At 70.0% G+C, this 23,106-nt stretch carries 24 protein-coding genes and 1 riboswitch; of the genes, 14 read left to right on the forward strand and 10 right to left on the reverse strand.

The window, feature by feature from the left end:
• Positions 1-126 precede the first annotated feature (126 nt).
• The 3 genes from whiG (at position 127) to ACH4YP_RS36130 (ending at position 2,462) form a co-directional block, all read left to right on the forward strand.
• Positions 127-963 carry an RNA polymerase sigma factor WhiG gene (whiG, locus tag ACH4YP_RS36120; RefSeq protein ID WP_361062248.1) on the forward strand — a complete coding sequence of 279 codons (837 nt, stop codon included), beginning with the start codon at positions 127-129 and terminating at the stop codon, positions 961-963.
• Positions 964-1,149: 186 nt separating this feature from the next.
• Positions 1,150-1,707: a helix-turn-helix domain-containing protein gene (locus ACH4YP_RS36125; RefSeq protein ID WP_361062286.1), complete on the forward strand. Its 558-nt coding sequence runs from the start codon at positions 1,150-1,152 to the stop codon at positions 1,705-1,707.
• A 308-nt stretch (positions 1,708-2,015) separates the two neighbouring features.
• Positions 2,016-2,462: a PPOX class F420-dependent oxidoreductase gene (locus tag ACH4YP_RS36130; protein WP_398495106.1), complete on the forward strand. Its 447-nt coding sequence runs from the start codon at positions 2,016-2,018 to the stop codon at positions 2,460-2,462.
• Here ACH4YP_RS36130 and ACH4YP_RS36135 read toward each other — a convergent pair.
• On the reverse strand, positions 2,459-3,115 hold the full coding sequence (locus ACH4YP_RS36135) for a peptidoglycan DD-metalloendopeptidase family protein (RefSeq protein WP_398495108.1): 657 nt from the start codon (positions 3,113-3,115) through the stop codon (positions 2,459-2,461). The two genes, ACH4YP_RS36130 and ACH4YP_RS36135, sit on opposite strands and share 4 nt — an antisense overlap.
• Before the next feature lie 283 nt (positions 3,116-3,398).
• Between ACH4YP_RS36135 and rpsB the strand changes: the two genes are divergently transcribed.
• The 5 genes from rpsB (at position 3,399) to ACH4YP_RS36160 (ending at position 8,132) form a co-directional block, all read left to right on the forward strand.
• Positions 3,399-4,355: a 30S ribosomal protein S2 gene (rpsB, locus tag ACH4YP_RS36140; RefSeq protein ID WP_398495110.1), complete on the forward strand. Its 957-nt coding sequence runs from the start codon at positions 3,399-3,401 to the stop codon at positions 4,353-4,355.
• Between the two features lie 151 nt (positions 4,356-4,506).
• Complete coding sequence (tsf, locus tag ACH4YP_RS36145) at positions 4,507-5,343, forward strand: translation elongation factor Ts (protein ID WP_398495112.1); 837 nt, start codon at positions 4,507-4,509, stop codon at positions 5,341-5,343.
• Between the two features lie 192 nt (positions 5,344-5,535).
• A complete protein-coding gene (gene pyrH / locus ACH4YP_RS36150) occupies positions 5,536-6,306 on the forward strand; it encodes a UMP kinase (protein ID WP_361062236.1) in 771 nt (256 codons plus the stop codon).
• Between the two features lie 120 nt (positions 6,307-6,426).
• Complete coding sequence (gene frr, locus ACH4YP_RS36155; protein ID WP_055614581.1) at positions 6,427-6,984, forward strand: ribosome recycling factor; 558 nt, start codon at positions 6,427-6,429, stop codon at positions 6,982-6,984.
• Positions 6,984-8,132, forward strand: a complete 1,149-nt coding sequence (locus tag ACH4YP_RS36160; protein ID WP_361062233.1) for a phosphatidate cytidylyltransferase — start codon at positions 6,984-6,986, stop codon at positions 8,130-8,132. The genes frr and ACH4YP_RS36160 overlap by 1 nt, the downstream gene beginning before the upstream one ends.
• Before the next feature lie 216 nt (positions 8,133-8,348).
• Here ACH4YP_RS36160 and ACH4YP_RS36165 read toward each other — a convergent pair whose 3' ends face one another.
• A complete protein-coding gene (locus ACH4YP_RS36165) occupies positions 8,349-8,591 on the reverse strand; it encodes a hypothetical protein (RefSeq protein WP_361062230.1) in 243 nt (80 codons plus the stop codon).
• On the reverse strand, positions 8,588-8,743 hold the full coding sequence (locus ACH4YP_RS36170; RefSeq protein ID WP_361062227.1) for a hypothetical protein: 156 nt from the start codon (positions 8,741-8,743) through the stop codon (positions 8,588-8,590). The genes ACH4YP_RS36165 and ACH4YP_RS36170 overlap by 4 nt, the downstream gene beginning before the upstream one ends.
• A gap of 154 nt (positions 8,744-8,897) precedes the next feature.
• Here ACH4YP_RS36170 and ACH4YP_RS36175 point away from each other — a divergent pair, with 154 nt between their 5' ends.
• From ACH4YP_RS36175 to ACH4YP_RS36200, 6 genes are all read left to right on the forward strand, one after another.
• Positions 8,898-9,734, forward strand: a complete 837-nt coding sequence (locus tag ACH4YP_RS36175; RefSeq protein ID WP_398495114.1) for a hypothetical protein — start codon at positions 8,898-8,900, stop codon at positions 9,732-9,734.
• A gap of 51 nt (positions 9,735-9,785) precedes the next feature.
• The gene (rlmN, locus tag ACH4YP_RS36180; RefSeq protein WP_383944427.1) at positions 9,786-10,892 is read left to right on the forward strand and encodes a 23S rRNA (adenine(2503)-C(2))-methyltransferase RlmN; all 1,107 of its coding nucleotides are present in this window, start codon (positions 9,786-9,788) and stop codon (positions 10,890-10,892) included.
• Between the two features lie 24 nt (positions 10,893-10,916).
• A riboswitch (TPP riboswitch) is annotated at positions 10,917-11,022 on the forward strand.
• A 79-nt stretch (positions 11,023-11,101) separates the two neighbouring features.
• Complete coding sequence (locus tag ACH4YP_RS36185) at positions 11,102-12,190, forward strand: thiamine ABC transporter substrate binding subunit (RefSeq protein WP_398495117.1); 1,089 nt, start codon at positions 11,102-11,104, stop codon at positions 12,188-12,190.
• Complete coding sequence (locus ACH4YP_RS36190; protein ID WP_398495119.1) at positions 12,166-13,893, forward strand: ABC transporter permease; 1,728 nt, start codon at positions 12,166-12,168, stop codon at positions 13,891-13,893. The genes ACH4YP_RS36185 and ACH4YP_RS36190 overlap by 25 nt, the downstream gene beginning before the upstream one ends.
• Positions 13,894-13,895: 2 nt before the next feature.
• Positions 13,896-14,939, forward strand: a complete 1,044-nt coding sequence (locus ACH4YP_RS36195; RefSeq protein ID WP_361062212.1) for an ABC transporter ATP-binding protein — start codon at positions 13,896-13,898, stop codon at positions 14,937-14,939.
• Positions 14,940-14,949: 10 nt separating this feature from the next.
• Complete coding sequence (locus tag ACH4YP_RS36200; protein WP_361062209.1) at positions 14,950-15,741, forward strand: maleylpyruvate isomerase family mycothiol-dependent enzyme; 792 nt, start codon at positions 14,950-14,952, stop codon at positions 15,739-15,741.
• Positions 15,742-15,895: 154 nt separating this feature from the next.
• On the opposite strand, the gene ACH4YP_RS36205 is transcribed toward ACH4YP_RS36200, so the two are convergent.
• The 7 genes from ACH4YP_RS36205 to ACH4YP_RS36235 form a co-directional block, all read right to left on the reverse strand.
• Complete coding sequence (locus ACH4YP_RS36205; RefSeq protein ID WP_361062206.1) at positions 15,896-16,546, reverse strand: LAETG motif-containing sortase-dependent surface protein; 651 nt, start codon at positions 16,544-16,546, stop codon at positions 15,896-15,898.
• Positions 16,547-16,712: 166 nt separating this feature from the next.
• A complete protein-coding gene (locus tag ACH4YP_RS36210) occupies positions 16,713-17,846 on the reverse strand; it encodes an LOG family protein (protein WP_398495121.1) in 1,134 nt (377 codons plus the stop codon).
• 24 nt (positions 17,847-17,870) lie between these two features.
• A complete protein-coding gene (locus ACH4YP_RS36215; protein ID WP_398495122.1) occupies positions 17,871-18,278 on the reverse strand; it encodes a VOC family protein in 408 nt (135 codons plus the stop codon).
• Positions 18,279-18,402: 124 nt separating this feature from the next.
• Positions 18,403-20,157, reverse strand: a complete 1,755-nt coding sequence (locus ACH4YP_RS36220) for a hypothetical protein (RefSeq protein WP_398495124.1) — start codon at positions 20,155-20,157, stop codon at positions 18,403-18,405.
• Complete coding sequence (locus ACH4YP_RS36225; RefSeq protein ID WP_398495126.1) at positions 20,139-20,879, reverse strand: ABC transporter ATP-binding protein; 741 nt, start codon at positions 20,877-20,879, stop codon at positions 20,139-20,141. The genes ACH4YP_RS36220 and ACH4YP_RS36225 overlap by 19 nt, the downstream gene beginning before the upstream one ends.
• A 217-nt stretch (positions 20,880-21,096) precedes the next feature.
• The gene (locus ACH4YP_RS36230; protein ID WP_361062191.1) at positions 21,097-22,494 is read right to left on the reverse strand and encodes an aspartate aminotransferase family protein; all 1,398 of its coding nucleotides are present in this window, start codon (positions 22,492-22,494) and stop codon (positions 21,097-21,099) included.
• Positions 22,479-23,000: an Lrp/AsnC family transcriptional regulator gene (locus ACH4YP_RS36235; protein ID WP_361062188.1), complete on the reverse strand. Its 522-nt coding sequence runs from the start codon at positions 22,998-23,000 to the stop codon at positions 22,479-22,481. The genes ACH4YP_RS36230 and ACH4YP_RS36235 overlap by 16 nt, the downstream gene beginning before the upstream one ends.
• Positions 23,001-23,106 lie beyond the last annotated feature (106 nt).

The raw sequence follows: 23,106 nt of genomic DNA on the forward strand, positions 1-23,106 counted from the left end.
TCGCACACTGCGACGCTCCAGTCACGCTACGCTCACAAGGATTCCGACTCAGACAGGCAACTCGACATCAGACCGACAGCTCACTCAGGCACCCCCAGTTCACGGCAGAACGGCACAAGGCGACGAATGCCCCAGCACACCTCCGGGTCTGACCGGGCGGCTGTTCCCCCCGCTGCCCGCGGCGGCGTGCGGCCGCCCGCCCCCTCGACGCTCGACGAGCTGTGGAGGTCGTACAAGACCACGGGCGACGAGCGACTGCGCGAGCAGCTGATCCTGCACTACTCGCCACTGGTGAAGTACGTCGCGGGCCGGGTGAGTGTGGGCCTGCCGCCCAACGTGGAACAGGCGGACTTCGTCTCGTCGGGAGTGTTCGGGCTGATCGACGCCATCGAGAAGTTCGACATCGAGCGCGAGATCAAGTTCGAGACCTACGCGATCACGCGGATCCGGGGCGCGATGATCGACGAGCTGAGGGCGCTGGACTGGATCCCGCGGTCCGTGCGGCAGAAGGCGCGCAATGTCGAGCGGGCCTACGCGACGCTGGAGGCACGGCTGCGGCGTACGCCGTCGGAGTGCGAGGTGGCCGGCGAGCTGGGCATCGCGGTCGACGAACTGCATGCAGTGTTCAGTCAGTTGTCGCTGGCGAACGTGGTGGCCCTGGAGGAGCTGCTGCATGTCGGCGGTGAGGGCGGCGACCGGCTGAGCCTGATGGACACCCTTGAGGACACCGCGGCCGACAATCCCGTGGAGGTCGCCGAGGACCGGGAGCTGCGGCGCTTCCTGGCACGTGCCATCAACACGCTGCCCGAGCGCGAGAAGACCGTCGTCACGCTCTACTACTACGAGGGGCTCACGCTCGCCGAGATCGGCAACGTCCTCGGTGTGACGGAGAGCCGGGTCAGCCAGATCCACACCAAGTCGGTCCTGCAGCTGCGGGCGAAGCTGGCGAGTTTCGGTCGCTGACCTCCTTTCCTCGGCGACGCCTCTGAAGTGGGACTTCTTTCGGCCGGGGATCCAAGGATCGAGCCCTCACGGACCCGAAGATCAAGCCCTGACGGATCCAAGGACCAAGCCCTCACGGGCGAGAGCCTCCCGTGTTGGGCGTGGCATCCGTAAAGTGGGGGCGTGCCAAGGATTCGAGCGGCCTCCGTGGCCGAGCACCGGTCGATGCAGCGAGCCGCCCTGCTGGACGCGGCACGGTCACTGCTGTCCGAGGGCGGGACGGAGGCGCTGACGTTCCCGGCACTCGCCGAGCGGACGGGCCTCGCGCGGTCATCCGTGTACGAGTACTTCCGGTCGCGGGCTGCCGTCGTCGAAGAGCTCTGTGAGGTCGACTTCCCGGTGTGGGCGGCCGAGGTCGAGGCGGCGATGGCGTTGGCCGGGACGCCCGAGGGCAAGGTCGAGGCGTACGTCCGCCAGCAGCTGGGCCTCGTCGGCGACCGGCGTCACCGGGCCGTCGTGGCGATCTCCGCGAGCGAACTCGACGCGGGTGCGCGCGAGAAGATCCGCGCGGCTCACGGGGGACTCGTCGCGATGATCGTGGAAGCGCTGCGGGACATCGGGCACGAGCAGCCCCGGATGGCCGCGATGCTCCTCCAGGGGATCGTGGACGCGGCCGTACGCAGGATCGAGATCGGTGCGGCCGAGGATCCCGGTGTGATCACCGACGCCGCGGTGTCGATGGCCCTGCGGGGCGTTCAGGGCTGAGCCTCTCCGGCGTCGGCCGACCGAAATCCCTCCGGCGTCGGCGGTGGGGATCCTTCCGGCGACGGCCGGGCGGTGTCGCTCCGGCGTCCGCCCGTCGGCGTCCCTCCGGCCTCGGACAGTCGGTGTCCCCCAGGTGTCTGCCGGCTGGTGTCGCTCCGGCGTCCGTCGGTCCGGGTGTCTCTCAGGTGTGTCGGTCGGTGTGATCCGGCGGGATGCCCTTCGTATGGGAGTGATGGGAGTGATGGGAGTGGAGGATCCCTCTCCTCTGGGAGGGGGCGCCCTTTCCGAACGTACGCCCGGAGGTTGTTGTGTCGTTCACCGATGAAGAGATCGCCTACATGCGGTCACAGCCGCTCGCCCGCGTCGCGACGCTGTGCCCCGACGGTCGGCAGCCCGACGTGGTGCCGCTCGCCTTCGAGTACGATGGCACGCACTTCTGGGTCGGCGGCAGCGGCTCGGCGGTCTCCGGGACCCGCAAGTTCCGCAACATTCGGGCCGGTCACCACGAGGTGGCCCTCGTCATCGACGACCTGGTGTCCCTCGATCCGTTCATCGCGCGAGGAGTGCGGGTCTACGGGACCGCCGAAGAACCCGTCGAGCGTGTGGGGATGTTCGGCCCGGGGCTCTATACGCGCATCACGACGACCGTCTCCTGGAGCTGGAACATGGCGGGCCGTCCGGTGGGCGCGGAGTGGTACCCGTCGCGGCGGTCGGTCCATGAGGCGCCGCCGAGTGGTCGGCCGGACCCGAGCTAGCGCACGGCCCGTACCTCGGGCTCGGGCACTCCGACGACCGGCAGCAGCCGTGACGGACCCCGGCCGAGCAGCCACGGCGGCAGCAGGGAGAGCGGGTCCAGGTAGGTGTCGGCCCGGCGCAGTCCCCAGTGCAGGCAGGACGCCGGGCAGTGGGAGCCCGTCGGCTCCAGTACGCCGATCACCTCGCCCGCCGTCACCTCCGCGCCCTTCTTCGCCGTCGCCCGCACCGGCTCGTAGGTCGTGCGCAGGGGTGGGTCGCCCGTGCCGTTCAGTTCCACCGACACGACTCCGCGGCCCGCGACCCGGCCCGCGAAGGAGATGCGGCCGGGAGCCACGGCACGGACCGGGGCGCCGGGAGCGGCGGTGAGGTCGACGCCGCGATGGCCCCGGCCGTAGGCGGTGGCAGGGGGTTCCCAACCGCGTATCACCGACGGACGCAGGCCCACCGGCCAGGCGCGGCCGACGGCAGGCACCGGTGTGTCGGTGGGCGGAAACGGGGGCGAACTGCCGCCGGGACCGCCGCCGGGATCACCGCCGAGGGCGGTCGCCGCGGGGAGAGCGGCACCCAGGGTGCCCACGGCGGCCACCATCAGGACCACGGTCAAGGCAGGCAGCAGCGTCGGCCACGTACGCGTCGATCGGTCTTCTCGCATGCGAGAACGGTCCCGTGTACGACGTAAAAAAGTGGATCATGATCAGGATCTGTGGAGTACCGGCCGGTTGTGGACAGCGGCGTCACCCGGCACCTCGCGGGTCCCGTACACTTCTTGTGGCGATCCGGGTCACCGGGTCGACTTCGCACGCCCCGACACCAGGCCCTTAAAACAGCTGGTGTCAGCGCCTCTCGGTCCCTAGTGGCAAAGGCGCATCGCGGGCGTCAGGCGCGAGTGCCGTCCGGCACGCGCGGCACAACCGAGAAACTCAAGGAGAACGGCCATGGCCGTCGTCACGATGCGGGAGCTGCTGGAAAGCGGCGTCCACTTCGGTCACCAGACCCGTCGTTGGAACCCGAAGATGAAGCGGTTCATCTTCACGGAGCGCAACGGCATCTACATCATCGACCTGCTCCAGTCGCTGTCGTACATCGACCGCGCCTACGAGTTCGTCAAGGAGACCGTCGCCCACGGCGGCACGGTCATGTTCGTCGGCACGAAGAAGCAGGCGCAGGAGGCGATCGCCGAGCAGGCGACCCGCGTCGGCATGCCCTACGTCAACCAGCGCTGGCTGGGCGGCATGCTCACCAACTTCTCGACCGTCTACAAGCGTCTGCAGCGCCTCAAGGAGCTTGAGCAGATCGACTTCGAGGACGTCGCCGCGTCCGGTCTGACCAAGAAGGAGCTTCTCGTGCTCTCGCGCGAGAAGGCCAAGCTTGAGAAGACCCTCGGTGGTATCCGCGAGATGTCCAAGGTTCCCAGCGCCGTCTGGATCGTGGACACCAAGAAGGAGCACATCGCGGTCGGCGAGGCCCGGAAGCTCAACATCCCGGTCGTCGCCATCCTCGACACGAACTGCGACCCCGACGAGGTCGACTACAAGATCCCGGGCAACGACGACGCGATCCGCTCCGTCACCCTGCTCACCCGCGTGATCGCCGACGCCGTCGCCGAGGGCCTCATCTCCCGTTCCGGCGCCGGCAAGGCCGCCGAGGGTGACAAGGCCGCGGGCGAGCCGCTCGCCGCGTGGGAGCGCGACCTGCTCGAGGGTGGCGAGAAGAAGGCCGACGAGGCCACCGCCGAGGCTCCCGTCGCCGAGGCGCCCGCTGCTGAGGCCCCTGCCGCCGAGGAGGCCCCCGCGGCCGCCGAGGCGGAGGCTCCGGCCGCTGCTGAGGCTCCCGTCGCCGAGGCCCCCGCTGCCGAGGCCGAGAAGCCGGCCGAGGCCGCCGAGCAGGCCTGACGAACCAGCGTCACGGTTGAGTGACGGCGGGCGGTGCCGAAGGCGCCGCCCGCCGTTCACCCCCAGACCGTAGATCTTCGGTGGACGCCCGCCCGATCAGCGGCGGACGCCGACTTCGAGACTTCGAACTCCGAGAAGAGATTCACAGATCATGGCGAACTACACCGCCGCTGACGTCAAGAAGCTCCGTGAGCTCACCGGCGCCGGCATGATGGACTGCAAGAAGGCCCTCGACGAGGCCGACGGCAACGTCGACAAGGCTGTCGAGGCGCTGCGCATCAAGGGCCAGAAGGGCGTCGCCAAGCGCGAGGGCCGCTCCGCCGAGAACGGCGCCGTGGTTTCCATCATCGCCGACGACAACACCTCCGGCGTCCTGGTCGAGCTGAAGTGCGAGACGGACTTCGTCGCCAAGGGCGAGAGGTTCCAGGCCGTCGCCAACACGATCGCCGAGCACGTCACCAAGACCTCCCCGGCCGACCTCGAGGCGCTGCTCGCGTCCGAGATCGAGGCCGGCAAGACGGTCCAGGCGTACGTCGACGAGGCCAACGCCAACCTGGGCGAGAAGATCGTCCTGGACCGCTTCGCGCAGTTCTCCGGCACCTACGTCGGCTCGTACATGCACCGCACCATGCCCGACCTGCCCCCGCAGATCGGTGTCCTGGTCGAGCTGGACAAGGCCGACGCCGACCTTGCCAAGGGCATCGCGCAGCACATCGCCGCCTTCGCGCCGAAGTACCTCTCCCGTGAGGACGTTCCGGCCGAGGTCGTCGAGTCCGAGCGTCGCGTCGCCGAGGAGACCACCCGCGCCGAGGGCAAGCCCGAGGCCGCCCTCCCGAAGATCGTCGAGGGTCGCGTCAACGGCTTCTTCAAGGAAGCCACCCTTCTCGGTCAGCCGTACGCGCTCGACCAGAAGAAGTCCGTCCAGAAGATCCTGGACGAGGCCGGTGTCACCCTGAAGCGTTTCGTACGCATCAAGGTCGGCATCTGAGTCCGTACCGCGATCGACGCGCGACCCAGATAGGGTCGACAGCAGTCGTCCGTGTACGCCATCACGCGCGTGCGTGACGGTCGACAGCAGATCTGACGAGGAGGCCATTGCCGCGCATGGGTTGCCACCGACACCCCACCGGCAATGGCCTTCTTTGTATGTGCGACACGTAGTAGAAGAGGCGAGATCTCCATGACCACCACCAAGGCCGACAAGGACGAAAAGAGCGACACCGGCAAGGGCGCCGGCCGCTTCCTGCTGAAGCTCTCCGGCGAGGCTTTCGCCGGTGGCGGGGCACTCGGCGTCGACCCCGACGTGGTGCACAAAATGGCCCGGGAGATCGCCGCGGTGGTCCGCGGCGGTGCCCAGATCGCCGTCGTCATCGGCGGCGGCAACTTCTTCCGCGGCGCCGAACTCCAGCAGCGCGGCATGGACCGGGCCCGCTCCGACTACATGGGCATGCTCGGCACCGTCATGAACTGCCTGGCCCTCCAGGACTTCCTGGAGAAGGAGGGCATCGACTCGCGTGTGCAGACCGCCATCACCATGGGGCAGGTCGCCGAGCCGTACATCCCGCTGCGGGCCGTGCGGCACCTGGAGAAGGGCCGTGTGGTCATCTTCGGCGCGGGCATGGGCATGCCGTACTTCTCCACCGACACCACCGCCGCCCAGCGCGCCCTGGAGATCGACGCCGAGGCTCTGCTGATGGGCAAGAACGGTGTGGACGGGGTCTACGACTCCGACCCGAAGACCAACCCCGGAGCGGTCAAGTTCGACTCGCTCAGCTACGGCGAGGTCATCACCCGCGACCTCAAGGTCGCCGACATGACGGCGATCACCCTGTGCCGCGACAACAAGCTCCCGATCCTCGTCTTCGAGCTTCTGGCCGAGGGCAATATCGCGCGGGCGGTCAAGGGTGAGAAGATCGGCACGCTTGTGGGTGACCAGGGCAGTCGGGCCTGACCGGGGGATGGACAATGTCCTGCCGGTCGGGAACCGTGCAGGAACAAGACGCGACGCAGCCGGCCGCCTACCCGCCAAGGAACCGCAGCCGGGCCTACTCAAGACACGCAGGAGCAAGTGGTGATCGAAGAGACCCTCCTCGAGGCCGAGGAGAAGATGGAGAAGGCCGTCGTGGTCGCCAAGGAGGACTTCGCCGCGATCCGCACCGGCCGTGCGCACCCGGCGATGTTCAACAAGATCGTGGCGGACTACTACGGCGCGCTGACGCCGATCAACCAGCTGGCCTCGTTCTCGGTGCCCGAGCCGCGCATGGCCGTGGTGACCCCGTTCGACAAGAGCGCGCTGCGCAACATCGAGCAGGCGATCCGTGACTCCGACCTCGGCGTCAACCCGAGCAACGACGGCAATATCATCCGGGTGGTGTTCCCCGAGCTGACGGAGGAGCGCCGCAAGGACTACATCAAGGTCGCCCGTACCAAGGCCGAGGACTCCAAGATCTCGATCCGCTCCGTGCGCCGCAAGGCCAAGGACGGCATCGACAAGATGATCAAGGACGGCGAGGTCGGCGAGGACGAGGGCCGCCGTGCGGAGAAGGAGCTCGACGACACCACCGCGAAGTACGTCGCTCAGGTGGACGAGCTGCTCAAGCACAAGGAAGCAGAGCTGCTCGAGGTCTGATGAACGACTCTTCCTGGGGGGCGCCGCCAGAAGCCGGGTACTGGGGGCCGTCCGACCAGGGGCCTGTCCAGGGGGCTGCCCCGGCGGGTCCCGCCTACGATGCGCACAACGCGCAGCAGACTCGCCCCATGCCCATCGTGCCCGACGTACCCGCGCATGGCGGAGACCAGGATGACGACCGGGGGGCTGCTCGGACGGGCGGCCCCCTGTTCCGCGACGAGACGCCTCGGACGCCGCCGCACCAGGATCCGTCCTCCCAGGTGCCGTCCGACCAGTCGCAGAATCCGCAGGAGCCCATGTCCAGCGCCGCACAGCCCGCACCCGCGCCGCAGAAGAAGAGCGCGGGCCGCGACCTGGGCGCTGCCATAGGGGTCGGGGTCGGGCTCGGTGCGGTGATCGTCGCGTCGCTGTTCGTCGTCAAGGCCGCCTTCGTCGGAGTGATAGCGGTCGCCGTCGTGGTCGGCCTCTGGGAACTCACGTCGCGGCTCGCGGAGCAGAAGGCCATCAAGGCGCCGCTCGTGCCGCTGGCGGTCGGCGGTGCCGCGATGGTCGTCGCCGGATACGTCCGGGGCGCCGAGGGCGCCTGGGTGGCGATGGCGCTCACCGCGCTCGCGGTCCTGGTCTGGCGGATGACGGAACCGCCCGAGGGGTACCTCAAGGACGTCACCGCGGGAGTCTTCGCCGCCTTCTACATCCCGTTCCTCGCCACGTTCGTGGCGATGATGCTCACCGCGGACGACGGTGCGCGGCGGGTGCTCACGTTCCTGCTGCTGGCCGTGGTCAGCGACACGGGCGCGTACGCCGTCGGCTGGCGCTTCGGCAAACACAAGCTCGCCCCGCGCATCAGCCCCGGCAAGACCCGCGAGGGCCTGCTGGGCGCGCTTGCCTTCGCCATGGTGGCCGGCGCGTTGTGCATGCAGTTCCTCATCGACGACGGCACCTGGTGGCAGGGCCTGATCGTCGGCCTCGCGGTCGCGGCCAGCGCCACGCTCGGCGACCTCGGCGAGTCGATGATCAAGCGCGACCTGGGCATCAAGGACATGGGCACCTTGCTGCCGGGGCACGGCGGCATCATGGACCGCCTGGACTCACTGCTGCCTACGGCGCCTGTGGTGTGGCTGCTGCTCGTGTTGTTCGTCGGCAGCTGATCGGCAGTAGTTGATTTGATCGGCAGTAGTTGATCGTCGGGAGCCGACGCAGAGGCTCGCGGTCTGCGGTCTGCGGTCTGCGGTCTGCGGTTTCGCGGTACGAGGGGCTCGTCGTCCAACTGGACGGCGAGCCCCTGACGTGTGTCTGCCGCACGCATGCCGGATGTCCGGGCCATTTGAACGCTCGAAACGGGAGAGCCGTGGCCCGCGCCGCTGTCAGTCCCTGCCGTACTCGTGCGGTCGGCCGTCCTGCCAGTCCACCCAGAGTGGATCGTCCAGCAGCTCCCACGCGTCCGGCAGGCCCGCGCGGCGCAGGAACTCGATCAGGTCGGCGTCGCTGTGCGCGAGGCCGGCGACCCGGGCACGGATCGACACCCGACGTCCACCGGCGCCCGCCGCGCGATGCACGACGATGGGCGCGGCGCTCTCGCCCTCGGGTGACGACTGTTCGCGGTTCACAGCGCACCGCGGGCGGTGTCTGTATCGATGTCGGGCGTGGGGGTGGCGGAGGTGGAGGCGTCGGCGTTGGTGCCGTCGGTGCGGCGCAGCCGCCGGACCAGCCGATCGCGGTCGCTGCGCTCATGATCCGGGCGAGACACGTATTCGTACACGAGTTCGATTGTAGGTCCAGGTGTGGCCCATGGGACAGTGCCCGCGTCCTTCGGCATCAGACCTGAGTGAGCCGGTAGCCCGCGACCACGCACCTGCCTGAGGTCGTGTCTGGCGGGATGGGTAGGTTTGTCGCACCACCTAAGGAGATGCGCGATGCCGGACCGCCGCAGAGCTCTGTACGTGACCGATCTCGCCTACCAGGCGCGGGGGCGGCGCTACTGCGACGAGGACATCTTCCTGACCTCCCGGCTGCGCGACGACTTCGACGTCGCCCTGTGCCACCCGCTGGACGCCGCCGCGCTGATGGACGCCTTCGATGTGGTCGTGGTCCGCAACAGTGGACCGGTGCTGCACTACCGGGAGGAGTACGACGCCTTCCGGGCGCGGGCCACGGCCGACGGCACCCGGGTCTACAACCCGTTGACCGGCCGCGGCGACATGGCCGGCAAGCAGTACCTGCTGGACCTGACCGCCGCCGGACACCCGGTCATACCCACCGTCGACCGGCCCGAGGACCTGCACCTGCTGCCCGAGGCCCGTCAGTACGCGGTCAAGCCGAAGGTGGGCGCGGACTCCATCGGCCTGGCCTTCCTGCCCCGCGAGCGGCTCGACGGCCTCGCCTACGGCGACATCCTGGTCCAGCCGCGCATCGACTTCCGCTACGAAGTGTCCTTCTACTACGTCGACGACGCCTACCAGTACGCCCTTCACGCCCCCGATCCCGAGCGGCGCTGGGTCCTTGAGCCCTACGAGCCCACCGACGCCGACCTGGCCTTCGCCCGGCGTTTCATCGACTGGAACACCCTCGACCACGGCATCCAGCGCGTGGACGCCTGCCGCACCCGGGAAGGCGCCTTGCTCCTCGTCGAGCTCGAGGACCTCAACCCGTACCTCTCCCTGGAACTGGTCTCCGACCGGACCCGCGACTCCTTCGTGGCGAGCATGACGGAATCGGTCCACCGGTTCCTGGATGCCCGGCCCCGCGGCTGAGACTGCCGGGGGCGCAAGTCACACGAATCGATCTGCGACACTGGTACAGCCATGCCTAAGCCCGGAGAACTCACTTTCGTTGCCCCCCGCGGAGCCAAGAAGCCGCCGCGGCACCTTGCCGATCTCACGCCTGCCGAGCGCAAAGAGGCGGTTGCCGCGGTCGGTGAGAAGCCGTTTCGTGCCAAGCAGCTGTCGCAGCACTACTTCGCGCGGTACGCGCACGACCCGGAGCAGTGGACCGACATCCCCGCGGGATCGCGCGCCAAGCTGCAGGAGGCGCTGCTTCCCGAGTTGATGACGGTCGTGCGGCATCTCTCCACGGATGAGAACACCACCCGCAAGACCCTCTGGCGGCTCTTCGACGGCACGCTCGTCGAGTCCGTGCTGATGCGGTACCCGGACCGGGTCACCATGTGCATCAGCTCGCAGGCGGGCTGCGGGATGAACTGCCCGTTCTGTGCGACCGGGCAGGCCGGTCTCGACCGGAATCTGTCCAGTGCCGAGATCGTGCACCAGATCGTGGACGGGATGCGGGCGCTGCGGGACGGCGAGATTCCCGGTGGGCCGGCCCGGCTCAGCAACATCGTGTTCATGGGTATGGGCGAGCCGCTGGCCAACTACAAGCGGGTCGTCCAGTCCATCCGGGCCCTCACCGACCCGGAGCCGGACGGGCTCGGGCTGTCGCAGCGGGGGATCACCGTCTCCACGGTGGGTCTCGTCCCCGCCATCAACCGGTTCGCCGACGAGGGCTTCAAGTGCCGCCTCGCCATCTCCCTGCACGCACCGGACGACGAGCTGCGCGACACCCTCGTGCCCGTGAACACGCGGTGGAAGGTGCGGGAAGTGCTGGACGCCGGCTGGGAGTACGCGGCGAAGTCGGGGCGCCGGCTCTCCATCGAGTACGCGCTCATCCGGGACATCAACGACCAGGCGTGGCGCGGTGACCGGCTCGGGCGGATGCTCAAGGGCAAGCCGGTGCATGTGAACCTGATTCCGCTGAACCCGACACCCGGCTCCAAGTGGACCGCCTCGCGGCCCGAGGACGAGAAGGCGTTCGTCGAGGCGATCGCCGCCCATGGTGTGCCCGTCACCGTCCGGGACACCCGTGGCCAGGAGATCGACGGGGCCTGCGGGCAGCTCGCGGCGACCGAGCGGTAGTCTGGCGGACGTACGTACATCTTCATATTCCGACAGGGGAGCGCCACAGCGCTGAGAGTGCGGGACAGCCCGCAGACCCTCTGAACCTTGCCCAGGTCATTCTGGGTAGGAAGTTCGGTCACTACTCAAGCTGTTGCGCCCTGCCCGGGATCCGACCGAGGTCCCGGGCAGGGCCGCGTCTCTTCCTGGTCACCCCCAGGAGGAATCCAGTGAGCACCACCACCAGGAAGTTCACGGCCGTGGTCACGGTCACCGGGCTCGGCCTCGCCGCGCTCACCGCGTGCGGGTCGTCCGACTCGGGCGACGAAGGCTCCGGGTCCAAGACCGTCACCCTCGTCAGCCATGACTCCTTCGCCTACACCAAGGCCGTACTGAAAGCGTTCGAGAAGGAGTCCGGTTACAAGGTCAGGGTCCTCAAGGACGGCGACGCCGGTACGGCCGTCAACAAGGCCATCCTCACCAAGGACAACCCGCAGGGCGACGTCTTCTTCGGCGTCGACAACACGCTGCTGTCGCGGGCGCTCGACAACGGGCTGTTCCAGTCGTACGAGGCCAAGGGCTCGGGACTGATCCTGCCGCAGTACCGGGTCGACCAGGCCAAGCACCGGGTCACGCCCATCGACTCCGGCGACATCTGCGTCAACTACGACAAGGCGTACTTCAGCAAGCGGAAGCTGGCTCCGCCGACGTCCTTCGACGACCTGATCAAGCCCGCGTACAAGAACCTGCTGGTCACCGAGAACGCGTCCACCTCCTCGCCCGGTCTCGGCTTCCTGCTCGGGACGGCCGCGAAGTACGGCGACGACGGTTGGCAGGACTACTGGAAGAAGCTCAAGGCCAACGGCGTGAAGGTCGTCGACGGCTGGGAGCAGGCCTACAACGTGGAGTTCTCCGGGTCCGCCGGCGGCAAGAAGGCCAAGGGCGACCGGCCGCTCGTCGTCTCGTACGCCTCGTCCCCGCCCGCCGAGGTCATCTACGCCGACCCGAAGCCGAAGACCGCGCCGACCGGGGTCGCGGACGGCACCTGCTTCCGTCAGGTCGAGTACGCGGGCCTGCTGAGCAACGCGAAGAACACGAAGGGCGGCAAGGCGCTCGTCGACTTCCTGATCTCCAAGCAGTTCCAGGACGACATGCCGCTCAACATGTTCGTCTACCCGGTCCGTGAGGCCGCCCAGGTGCCGCCGGAGTTCACGAAGTTCGGCCCTGCCGTCGAGGACCCCGAGACCCTCGACCCCGCCAAGATCGCCGACAACCGTGACGAGTGGGTCAAGTCATGGACCTCGCTCGTACTGAAGTAGAGCCCCGCGCCGGGGCGGAGGCGCCCGCGCGCCGGCGTCCGCGTCTCCGTCCGCACCCCCGTACGCGCCCGCGTACGGGGAGCGCGGCGCGGCTCGCTCTCATGGCCGTGCCCGTCGCGTTCTTCGGGCTCTTCTTCGCCTACCCGGTCGCGGCGATCACGGCCCGTGGGCTCAGGATCGACGGGGTCTGGCGGTTCGGGCGCGTCGGGGACGTGCTCGCGCAGTCCGACATCCGGCACGTCCTGTGGTTCACGACCTGGCAGGCGCTCGCCTCGACCGCGCTCACGCTGCTGATCGCGCTCCCCGGCGCGTATGTGTTCGCGCGCTTCGATTTCAGGGGCAAGCAGGTCCTGCGAGCCGTCGTGACCGTGCCGTTCGTGCTGCCGACCGTGGTCGTCGGCACGGCCTTCCTGGCGCTCCTCGGCCGCGGTGGGCTTCTGGACGAACTGTGGGGCGTACGGCTCGACACGACCGTGTGGGCGATCCTGCTCGCGCACGTCTTCTTCAACTACGCGGTCGTCGTCCGCACGGTCGGCGGCCTCTGGTCGCAGCTCGATCCGCGCCAGGAGGAGGCCGCGCGGGTGCTCGGCGCCTCACGGTTCGCCGCTTGGCGCAGAGTGACGCTTCCGGCGCTCGGGCCGGCGGTGGCGGCTGCCGCGCTGATGGTCTTCCTCTTCACCTTCACCTCGTTCGGCGTGGTGCAGATCCTCGGCGGCCCCACCTTCTCGACGCTCGAAGTCGAGATCTACCGGCAGACCTCGGAGATCTTCGACCTCTCGACGGCCGCCGTCCTCACCCTCGTCCAGTTCGTGGCGGTCGGCGCGATCCTCGCCGTCCATGCCTGGACGGTACGGCGGCGGGAGACGGCCCTGCGTCTGGTCGACGCGTCCGTGACGGCACGACGGCCGCGCGGCGCCGGGCAGTGGGCGCTGCTCGCCGCCGTCCTCGCCACCATCGCCGTCCTGCTGGTGCTGCCGCTCGCCGTGCTGGTCGAGCGGTCCCTCGACGCCCCCGGATTCGGCTACTACAAGGCGCTCACCAGCGACGAGGGCGGCATTTTCCTCGTGCCGCCGATCGAGGCCGTCGGCAACTCGCTGCAGTACGCCCTCGCCGCCACCGCCATCGCCCTGGTGATCGGCGGGCTCGCGGCCGCCGCCCTCACCCGCCGGGACGCCGGCCGTCTCGTACGGGGCTTCGACGCCCTGCTGATGCTGCCGCTCGGCGTCTCCGCCGTGACCGTCGGGTTCGGCTTCCTCATCGCGCTCGACGAGCCTCCGCTGGACCTCCGGAGCACCTGGATCCTCGTACCGCTCGCGCAGGCGCTGGTGGGCGTCCCCTTCGTCGTACGGACCATGCTGCCCGTGCTTCGGGCCGTGGACGGACGGCTGCGCGAGGCGGCGGCCGTACTCGGGGCCTCGCCGTGGCGGGTGTGGCGCGAGGTCGATCTGCCGATGGTGCGGCGGGCGCTGCTGATCGCCGCCGGGTTCGCCTTCGCCGTGTCGCTGGGCGAGTTCGGCGCGACCGTCTTCATCGCGCGGCCCGACAACCCGACGCTGCCGGTCGCCGTGGCCCGGCTGCTCGGGCGGGCCGGAGAGCTCAACTACGGGCAGGCCATGGCCCTTTCGACGATCTTGATGGTGGTGTGCGCGGTGGCGCTGCTGGTTCTCGAACGCCTTCGCACCGACCGGACCGGGGAGTTCTGACCATGCGCGACGCAAAGCTCGAACTCGTTGGCGCGACCGTACGTTTCGGTGGGCGGGCCGTGCTCGACTCCGTCGGGCTGGGTGTCGCCGAGCACGAGATCGTGTGCGTGCTCGGGCCCAGCGGCAGCGGCAAGTCGACCCTGCTGCGGGCGGTCGCGGGGCTCCAACCCCTGGACGAGGGGCGGGTGTTCCTGGACGGCCGCGACCTCCACGGCGTGCCCGCGCACAAGCGCGGTGTCGGTCTGATGTTCCAGGACCACCAGCTCTTCCCGCAGCGCGACGTGGGCGGCAACGTGGCCTTCGGGCTGCGGATGCACGGCGAGTCGAAGGACCAACAGGCCGTACGTGTAGGGGAGTTGCTGGATCTGGTGGGGCTGCCCGGCGCCCGTGAGCGGGCCGTCGCCTCCCTCTCCGGTGGTGAACAGCAGCGCGTCGCGCTCGCCCGGGCCCTGGCGCCCCGCCCCTGGCTGCTCATGCTCGACGAACCCCTCGGTCAGCTGGACCGGTCGCTGCGTGAACGGCTGGTGGTCGAACTCCGTGAGCTGTTTGGCGAGTTGGGCACGACCGTGCTCGCGGTCACCCACGACCAGGGGGAGGCGTTCGCGCTCGCCGACCGGGTCGTCGTGATGCGGGACGGCCGGATCGCCCAGTCCGGTACGCCACTTGAGGTCTGGCAGCGCCCGGCCGACGCGTTCGTGGCCCGCTTCCTGGGCTTCGAGAACGTGACCGCGGCGACCGTCAGCGGGGAGGCCGCGGACACGCCGTGGGGCAAGCTGCCGGTGCCCTCGGACGCCCAACAGGGCGAGGTCGAACTGCTCGTCAGGCCCGCCGGCGTACGCCTCGTACCGGCGGCCGAGGGGCTGCGCTGCACGGTGGCCGCGCGGACCTTCCGGGGCACCCATGTCGCCCTACGCCTGCGGCCCGAGGACGCGCCGTGGCTGGAGGCGGCGTGTGCGCTGCGGGACGCGCCGGAGACGGGGGACGAGGTCGGGGTGGCGTTCGACGCGGCGGAAATTGTCGTACTCGGGGGTGCCCGAGGAGCCTAGGGTGCGGCTCATGACGCTACTCGGGCACGACCGCTACTGCGGTGAAATCGTCGGGCAGACCGCGCTGTTGAGGTCGCACCTCGCCGGAGCCGACCTCGGCGCGACCGTACCGACCTGTCCGGACTGGACGCTGCGGCAGCTCGCCGTGCATGTCGGCGAGGCGCATCGCTGGGCCGAGCACATCGTGCGGATGAGGGTCACGAAGAACGTGCCGGTCGAGCGCGTGGCCCACGTCAGAGGGCCGGAGAGCGACGACCCCGCCGCCCTGGACGCCTGGCTCGCGGAGGGCGCCGAGAAGGCCGCGGAGACCTTTCGCTCCGCCGGGGCCGACACCGCCGCCTGGTCCTGGGCCTGGGAGCACACGGCCGGGTTCTGGGCGCGGCGCATGACCCACGAGACGGTGGTCCACCGGGCCGACGCGGCGATCGCCGCGGGCGTGCCGTACGAGGTGGCGCCGGAGTTCGCCGCCGACGCGATCGACGAGTGGCTGCAGATCGTACGGTTCGCGCAGGAGAAGTACCCCAACGATGCCGCGAACGAGCTGCGGGGCGAGGGGCGCAGCATCCACCTCCACGCCACCGACGCCGAGCCCGGCCTGGACGCCGAGTGGCTCATCGAGTTCGAGGACAAGGGCATCGCCTGGCGGCGCGGGCACGAGAAGGCGACCGTCGCGCTGCGGGGGCCGCTCACCGAGGTGATGCTCGCCTTCTATCGCCGGATGCCGCCGGACGGCGGGCGGTTGGAGATCCTGGGGGAGCGGGAGTTGCTGGACTTCTGGCTGGAGCGGGCCACGTTCGGCTAGCCGGCAGGCTGATGAGTGCGCGGGCAGGCGGGGGCTGGTCGCGCCTACGCGGCGGAGCCGCATATGGATATGGCCCCGCGCCCCTAAAGGGCGGTGGCCCGCCCCCTCGCGGGGGCGGGCCACGCCTGGTGGAACCGGGTGAACCTGGTGGTGCTCAGTGGCCGTTCGACGCGCCCCGGCGGCGCAGGGCGAACATCACGCCGGCGCCGGCCGCCACGAGCGCGGCCGCTATCCCGGCGATCGCACCGGTGTTGGAGCTGGAGCCGGTCTCGGCGAGGTTCGAGTCGCCGCCCGCGGGAGACGGGATGCTGCCGCCGGCCGACGCGGCCGGGGTGCTCTCCGGCTCCGAGGGCGCCGGGGACTCGGGCTTCGCGGTGACGGGCGAGGAGGACTCGTCGGACGGGGACGGGCTGGCCGGAGGCGTCGACGGCTCCTCGGACTTGCAGGCCTCGGACGGGGTGACGAGGTTCGGCTTGATGTCCTCGTCGACCTGCTTGCCGGCCTTGACGTGGATCCGGTACTCCGCGTTCGGCTTCCAGTCCTCGGAGAAGTCGATGGTCACGCCCTCGCGGGAGCCCTTGACCTCCTGGGTGCCGACGAGCTTCTCGTCCGCGCCCTTGGACTCCAGGAAGACCGTGACCGTGGCCGCGACGCCGGTCGGGTCCTTGTCGGTGACGCTGATGACGCCCTTGTCGCCGTCGCACTTGGCGACGGCGGAGAACTCACTGATGTTGCAGGCCAGCGCGTTGCCGGCGAGGCCGAGCGTGAGCGCGGCCGAGGCGGAGGCAACTCCGAGAATGCGCACGGAACGTGCGGTACGGCGAGATATGGACACGATTGCCCTTCACGGGATGCACAAACGAGGGGGGTGGGGGATTGGCTGCGAAGAAACAGCAATCCCAGACGCCTCACAGGTTTATTGGGCCACGTCGCGGGTTGTCAATCGGTCTGTCCGTCTTGACCCTACGGCTTTAGCTTTCATTTACATGGGCCAACCGGATGAGCGCCTCCGGTGCCTCCTCGATCCGGTCGACCAGCGCGATCCGGGACTCCATCGAGCGGTCGCGGGCGAGCGCCTGGAGCAGGGGCCAGGTGGGCAGTCGCTCCGTCCAGTGCGCGCGGTTCACCAGCACCATCGGGGTGGGTTCGCCGCGGGACTCGTAGTAGTTGGGGGTCGCGTTGTCGAAGATCTCCTGGACCGTGCCGGCGGCGCCGGGCAGGAACACCACACCCGCGTTCGAACGAGCCAGCAGGCCGTCCTCGCGGGTGGCGTTGGCGAAGTACTTGGCGATGTGCGAGGCGAAGGCGTTCGGCGGCTCGTGGCCGTAGAACCAAGTCGGGATGCCGACAGAGGTGTTGCCCTTCGGCCAGCGTGTGCGCACCTCGAAGGCGGCGCGCGCCCAGTCGGTCACCGACGGCACGAACGACGGTGACTTCGCGAGGAGTTCGCACGCCTCGTGCAGCATGGTGTCGTCGTACGGGGCCGCGTACGCGCCGAGGTTCGCCGCCTCCATCGCGCCGGGGCCGCCGCCCGTAGCCACCGTGAACCCGGCGCGCGCGAGCGCACGGCCGAGCCGGGCGGCGCCGCCGTACGCGTCCGTGCCGCGCCCGAGCGCGTGGCCGCCCATCACGCCCACCACCCGTGTGCCGCGCAGGAGTTCGTCGAGGGCGTCGGAGACCGCGTCGTCGTGGACGGAGCGCAGCATCGAGGCGTAGATGTCGCCGTCGGTCTTCGTCTGCTGGAACCAGGCGTACGCGAGGGCGTCCGGCGTCTCCTCGTACCCCTTGTCGAGCGAGGCGAACAGCTCGTCGGGACGGTAGAGGTGACCGCGGTACGGGTCGAAGGGCAGGCCGGGGAGCGGCGGGAAGACCAGGGCGCCGTCGGCACGGACCTTCGCCGCGGCGTTCTCCCGCATCGGGCAGCCGAGGAAGACGGCTCCGGTGGCGTCGCTCGCCAGCAACTCCCTTGTGCGGTCCGTCAGATCGACGCACTGGACACGGAAGCCGGTGAGGGTGCCGCGGGACGAGACGACTGCGTCGAACTCCTGCAGCGTCTCGATCTCACGGTCGTTGTGGTGGGCCGCATGGGCGGGGCTCGTCTGCACCCGCCCATGCTAAGCACGGCCGGTTCAGCCCTGGACGACCGCCGGGTCCATCCACATGACCTCCCACGTGTGGCCGTCCGGGTCGTCGAAGGCGCGGCCGTACATCTGGCCGTAGTCCTGGGGGTCGCGGGTCTCAGAACCGCCCGCCGCGACCGCCTTGTCGACCAGCTCGTCCACCTTCTCGCGGCTCTCGGCGCTCAGACAGATCAGCACCTCGCTGGTCTTCGTCGAGTCCGCGATCTCCTTCTTCGTGAAGTCCGCGTAGCGCTGCTTGTTCAGCAGCATCGCGACGATCGTGTCGCTGATCACGACGGACGCGCAGTTCTCGTCCGAGAACTGCGCGTTGATCGTGTAGCCGAGCTCCGTGAAGAACTTCTTGGAGGCGTCGACGTCGTTCACGGCCAGGTTCACGAAGATCATCTGCTGGTACATGGTGGGTCTCTCCCGTCGGGTGATGTGCTGTTCGCAGGGGTAGACCGGGGGGCCGTCGAAAAGTCATCGGCGTCCCGCGAACTTTTTCGGGCGAGTGCTGTGGGCGGGTGTTGTGGGTGAACCGTCAGCGGGTCAGTGGCAGTGCGGCCAGCTCCGCGACCGCCCAGGTCAGCGGGCCGAAGACGGCGAGCAGGGCGCCGGTGCGCAGGGCGGCGGCGCTGCGCAGCGCCGTGGCGGGCGCCCCGAGCCGCAGCAGGGCGGCCGTGGTGTCGGCGCGCGCGTTCCTCGCCTCCACCGCGGCGGTCATGAGCGTCGCGACGGCGCACCCCGCGACGAGCAGCGCGCCCAGGGTGGTGAGCGGCCCCACGTCGGGGCGCGCGCGGCCGTAGAGCACGGCCATGGCGTACGCCCCCGACGCCACCGCGCACACCACGCCGAGCGGGCGTCCGATGCGGGCCGCCTCCTCCATGAGCACGCGGCCCGCGAGCAGCCGCAGGGCGCCCGGCCGCACCGCCTGGAGCAGCCTGCCGCAGAGGTGCGTGATCGCGGGCCCGGCCAGCGCGAGACCGAACGCGGTGAGTGCCCAGCCGACCAGCACACCGAGGGGCCCGACGCTGAAGCCGCCGGGCAGTTCGGGTCCCGCGAGGGCCGGGGACGTACGGCCGGCGTACGTCTCCACGGCGAGCCCGGCGGCGAGGACCGCGGCACCCCAGGGGAGACCGGAGGGGGTGGGAAGGGGGGCCGGGGGGTGGTGGGGGTCCTGTGGGTCCAGGGGGTGGCGAGTGTGGCTGGGACGGCCGGAGAGACCGGGGTCGGCGGGGCCGCCGTGGCTGTCGGGATGTTGTGAGGTGGCGTGGCGGTCGGCCGCGTCGTGACGGTCGTGACCCTTGTGACGGCCGTGACCGTTGTGCGCGGGTGCGTCGGTGGTGGCGTGGGTGGCGGAGAGCTGCTCGCCGCCGGGGCGGCCCTCGACCCTCGCGCGGGCGCGCGCGCCGGAGCGGCGGGGCACGTCGAGTGCCGAGGCGCTGGTGGACGCTTCCGGGTTGCCGTGCCCGGCGGGCCCTGCGTGTGCGGTGCGTGCGGTGCGTGCGGTACGCCCGGCGTGATCGTCGGGAGTGCCCTGCGCGCTCCGCCCGCCGGAAGCTCCGTCGGCCCCGTCCTGTCCGGAGCGGCCGATGGTGTCCTGCCCGGAGCCGCCCCGGCCCTCGGAGCCGACCTGGCCCTCCGAGTGCGGGCCCGTCTGCGTCTCCGTACGCGTGCCGAAGCGCCCGTACGCGCCGAAGCCGACGCGTTCGACGGAGCGGCCGTAGCCGCCGAAGCCGCTCAGCCGTCCCGGCCGGCCGCCCGGTGTGAAGCCGCTGGGCCGCGGGCCCCGCGGCCGGAGCACCGCCGCGCTGGCCGCCGAGGCGATGATGGGTACGAGGGCCAGCAGGGTGAGCGCGGCCGGGAGGGGAAGCGGCTCGTCCGCGGCGAGGAGGCCGGCGGCGTCGCCGTCGAAGGGGAGGCCGGTCAGGTCGCCGCGCAGATGCAGGAAGAAGAGCAGGGCGACCATCGAACCGAGCGTGCAGGACACGGCGGTGGAGATCGCCGCGAGGACCGTCAGGCGGGCGGGGCCGAGGCCGAGCGCCGACAGCCCCTGCCGGGGACGGGTGGCCGGGTCGGTCCGGGCGACCGCCACCGCGAACTGCACGGTCGCGGCGAGCGGCGCGACACACCAGGCCAGCCGCAGCACGGCTGCGCCGGACGCGTCCGGGTGCCCCATCGCGTACCCCAGGGTGCACAGGAGCAGGAAGCCCGTGCCCGCCGACGCCGCCGCGACCAGGAGCCTGCGGAGCTGGACGGCGGGGCGGGCCCCGCGCGCTAGACGGAGAGCGAGCACGCGGCCCGGCCTTCCGTGGTGTCGGACACCGGCGGCAGATGGACGGTGTTCACGCGCCGCCCGTCGAGCAGTGACACCGTGCGGTCGGCGAGTGCCGCGGTGTCCGCGTCGTGCGTGGCCAGTACGACGGTGATCCCGTGGGAACGGGCCGCCGTCGTGAGCGTACGCAGCACATGGGCCCGGTCGGCGCGGTGCAGCGGGGCGGTGGGCTCGTCGGCGAAGAGCACGGTCGGCGCGGGAGCCAGGGCGCGGGCGATGGCCACGCGCTGTCGCTCGGCGTGCAGGAGCGCGTGCGGGCGTTTGCGGGCGCAGCCGCCGATGTCGAGGCGGTCCAGCCACTCCAGGGCGGCGGTCTTGGCGCGGCGGCGCGAGACACCGCGCAGCATCAGGGGCAGCGCCGCGTTCTCCCAGGCGTTCAGTTCCGGGACCAGGACCGGCGTCGGGTCGATCCACGCGAACCGGTCGCGGCGCAGCCGCTCGCGGGTCAGCGGACCCATGGTGTGCACGGGCGTGCTGTTGAACCAGACCTCGCCCTGTTGCGCCCGCAACTGGCCGGACAGGCACTGGAGCAGCGTCGTCTTGCCGCTGCCACGCGGGCCGCCGACGGCGAGGATCTCGCCCTCGCGAACCCCGAGCGAGACGCCGGTGAGCGCGGGCGAGCCGTTGTGGTTGACGTGCAGGGCGCGTGCCCACAGCACGTCGTTGTCCGGCGGAGCCACCATGGCGTACACCTCGGTTCAGATCAGAAATGCCGTGCGGAGTCCCCCTTCCGGGGGAACGAAGGCAGGGCCGATCGGTCACTGGGCACGGTAGGTAGTCGGGGCCAGGAGGCCGGACAGCACGCGGCCCCGGGGCGCCCATTCTCACTCGAACGGGCGGCACCGGGGCCGGTGTTGATCACAGATTCAGCTCATCGGAGCCCCTGGGGGCTCGGCGGGATCAGAGCTTCGCCCACGCCTCCGTCAGGACCTGGCGGACGATGCCCTCGATCTCGTCGAAGGTCGACTGGTCGGAGATCAGCGGCGGCGACAGCTGGATGACCGGGTCACCGCGGTCGTCTGCGCGGCAGTAGAGGCCGTACTCGAAGAGCTTCTTGGAGACGAAGCCGTAGAGCACGCGCTCCGACTCCTCGTCCGTGAAGGTCTCCTTGGTGGCCTTGTCCTTCACCAGCTCGATGCCGTAGAAGAAGCCGTTGCCGCGGACGTCGCCGACGATCGGCAGGTCGTGGAGCTTCTGGAGGGTGGAGAGGAACGCGCTCTCGTTGTCGAGTACGTGCTGGTTGAGGTTCTCGCGCTCGAACAGGTCGAGGTTCGCGAGGCCCACGGCCGCCGACACCGGGTGGCCGCCGAAGGTGTAGCCGTGCAGGAAGGTGTTGTCGCCCTTGTAGAAGGGCTCCGCCAGGCGGTCGCTGATGATGCAGGCGCCGATGGGGGAGTAGCCGGACGTCATGCCCTTGGCGCAGGTGATCATGTCCGGTACGTAGTCGAACTTGTCGCAGGCGAACATCGTGCCGAGGCGGCCGAAGGCGCAGATGACCTCGTCGGAGACGAGCAGCACGTCGTACTGGTCGCAGATCTCGCGCACCCGCTGGAAGTAGCCGGGCGGCGGCGGGAAGCAGCCGCCGGCGTTCTGCACGGGCTCCAGGAAGACCGCGGCGACCGTCTCCGGGCCCTCCATGAGGATCTGCTCCTCGATCTGGTCGGCGGCCCAGCGGCCGAAGGCCTCGGGGGAGACGCCGGATCCCTGGTCGAGGAAGGCGGGGGCGCGGTAGATGTTGGTGTTCGGGACCTTGTGGGCGCCCGGGACCAGCGGCTCGAACGGCGCCTTCAGGGCCGGCAGGCCCGTGATGGACAGGGCGCCCTGCGGGGTGCCGTGGTAGGCGACCGCGCGGGAGATGACCTTGTACTTGGTCGGCTTGCCCTGCAGCTTGAAGTACTGCTTGGCGAGCTTCCAGGCGGTCTCGACGGCCTCGCCGCCACCCGTGGTGAAGAAGACCTTGTTCAGGTCGCCCGGCGCGTAGTTCGCGAGGCGCTCCGCGAGCTCGACGGCCTTCGGGTGGGCGTACGACCAGATCGGGAAGAAGGCCAGCTCCTGCGCCTGCTTCATCGCCGTCTCGGCCAGCTCCCGGCGGCCGTGGCCCGCCTGGACCACGAACAGCCCCGCGAGACCGTCGAGGTAGCGCTTGCCCTTGTCGTCGTAGATGTAGGTGCCCTCGCCACGGACGATCGTGGGGACGGGAGCGTTCTCGTACGAGGACATGCGGGTGAAGTGCATCCACAGGTGGTCGTACGCGGTCTTGCTGAGGTCCTTGGTGGTCACGGCTATCGGGTTCCCCACATGTAGGTCTGCTTCTTCAGCTTGAGGTAGACGAAGCTCTCGGTGGAGCGCACGGCGGGCAGGGCCCGTATGCGTCGGTTGATGACGTCCAGCAGGTGGTCGTCGTCCTCGCAGACGATCTCGGCGAGGATGTCGAACGAGCCCGCGGTCATCACCACGTACTCGACTTCCGGCATGGCGGTCAGGGCGTCCGCCACGGGCTCCAGATCGCCGTCGACGTTGATGCCCACCATCGCCTGCCTGCGGAAACCCACGGTGAGCGGGTCCGTGACGGCGACGATCTGCATCACGCCCTGGTCGAGCAGCTTCTGCACGCGCTGGCGCACGGCCGCCTCGGAGAGGCCGACGGCCTTGCCGATCGCGGCGTAGGGCCTCCGGCCGTCTTCCTGGAGTTGCTCGATGATGGCGAGGGAGACGCTGTCCAGCGAGGGAGTGGTGTTCCCCGACCGGGTGTCTCGGGAGCCCTTTGGCTCTGCGCTGCGACTGGACACGTGCTCACTGTGCATGAGGCATCAGCAGTTCCGCAAGAGTTGATTGATGAAATTCGTTGTCTGCGCGGCCCACATGTGCGGATTTCGCAGTTCTGGGGCGATCGGGGGTATTGAAAACGTG

The organism is Streptomyces sp. NPDC020747, from assembly GCF_044334695.1.
Classification (GTDB): Bacteria; Actinomycetota; Actinomycetes; order Streptomycetales; family Streptomycetaceae; genus Streptomyces.

Excerpts from the sequence above, each read along its gene's own strand:
- rlmN (WP_383944427.1), top strand. The coding sequence starts at position 9,786 with ATGCCTAAGCCCGGAGAACTCACTTTCGTTGCCCCCCGCGGAGCCAAG.
- tsf (WP_398495112.1), top strand. The coding sequence starts at position 4,507 with ATGGCGAACTACACCGCCGCTGACGTCAAGAAGCTCCGTGAGCTCACC.
- whiG (WP_361062248.1), top strand. The coding sequence starts at position 127 with ATGCCCCAGCACACCTCCGGGTCTGACCGGGCGGCTGTTCCCCCCGCT.
- ACH4YP_RS36160 (WP_361062233.1), top strand. The coding sequence starts at position 6,984 with ATGAACGACTCTTCCTGGGGGGCGCCGCCAGAAGCCGGGTACTGGGGG.
- ACH4YP_RS36235 (WP_361062188.1), bottom strand. The coding sequence starts at position 23,000 with ATGCACAGTGAGCACGTGTCCAGTCGCAGCGCAGAGCCAAAGGGCTCC.
- ACH4YP_RS36215 (WP_398495122.1), bottom strand. The coding sequence starts at position 18,278 with ATGTACCAGCAGATGATCTTCGTGAACCTGGCCGTGAACGACGTCGAC.
- pyrH (WP_361062236.1), top strand. The coding sequence starts at position 5,536 with ATGACCACCACCAAGGCCGACAAGGACGAAAAGAGCGACACCGGCAAG.
- rpsB (WP_398495110.1), top strand. The coding sequence starts at position 3,399 with ATGGCCGTCGTCACGATGCGGGAGCTGCTGGAAAGCGGCGTCCACTTC.
- ACH4YP_RS36175 (WP_398495114.1), top strand. The coding sequence starts at position 8,898 with ATGCCGGACCGCCGCAGAGCTCTGTACGTGACCGATCTCGCCTACCAG.
- ACH4YP_RS36195 (WP_361062212.1), top strand. The coding sequence starts at position 13,896 with ATGCGCGACGCAAAGCTCGAACTCGTTGGCGCGACCGTACGTTTCGGT.
- ACH4YP_RS36225 (WP_398495126.1), bottom strand. The coding sequence starts at position 20,879 with ATGGTGGCTCCGCCGGACAACGACGTGCTGTGGGCACGCGCCCTGCAC.
- ACH4YP_RS36135 (WP_398495108.1), bottom strand. The coding sequence starts at position 3,115 with ATGCGAGAAGACCGATCGACGCGTACGTGGCCGACGCTGCTGCCTGCC.
- ACH4YP_RS36190 (WP_398495119.1), top strand. The coding sequence starts at position 12,166 with ATGGACCTCGCTCGTACTGAAGTAGAGCCCCGCGCCGGGGCGGAGGCG.
- ACH4YP_RS36200 (WP_361062209.1), top strand. The coding sequence starts at position 14,950 with ATGACGCTACTCGGGCACGACCGCTACTGCGGTGAAATCGTCGGGCAG.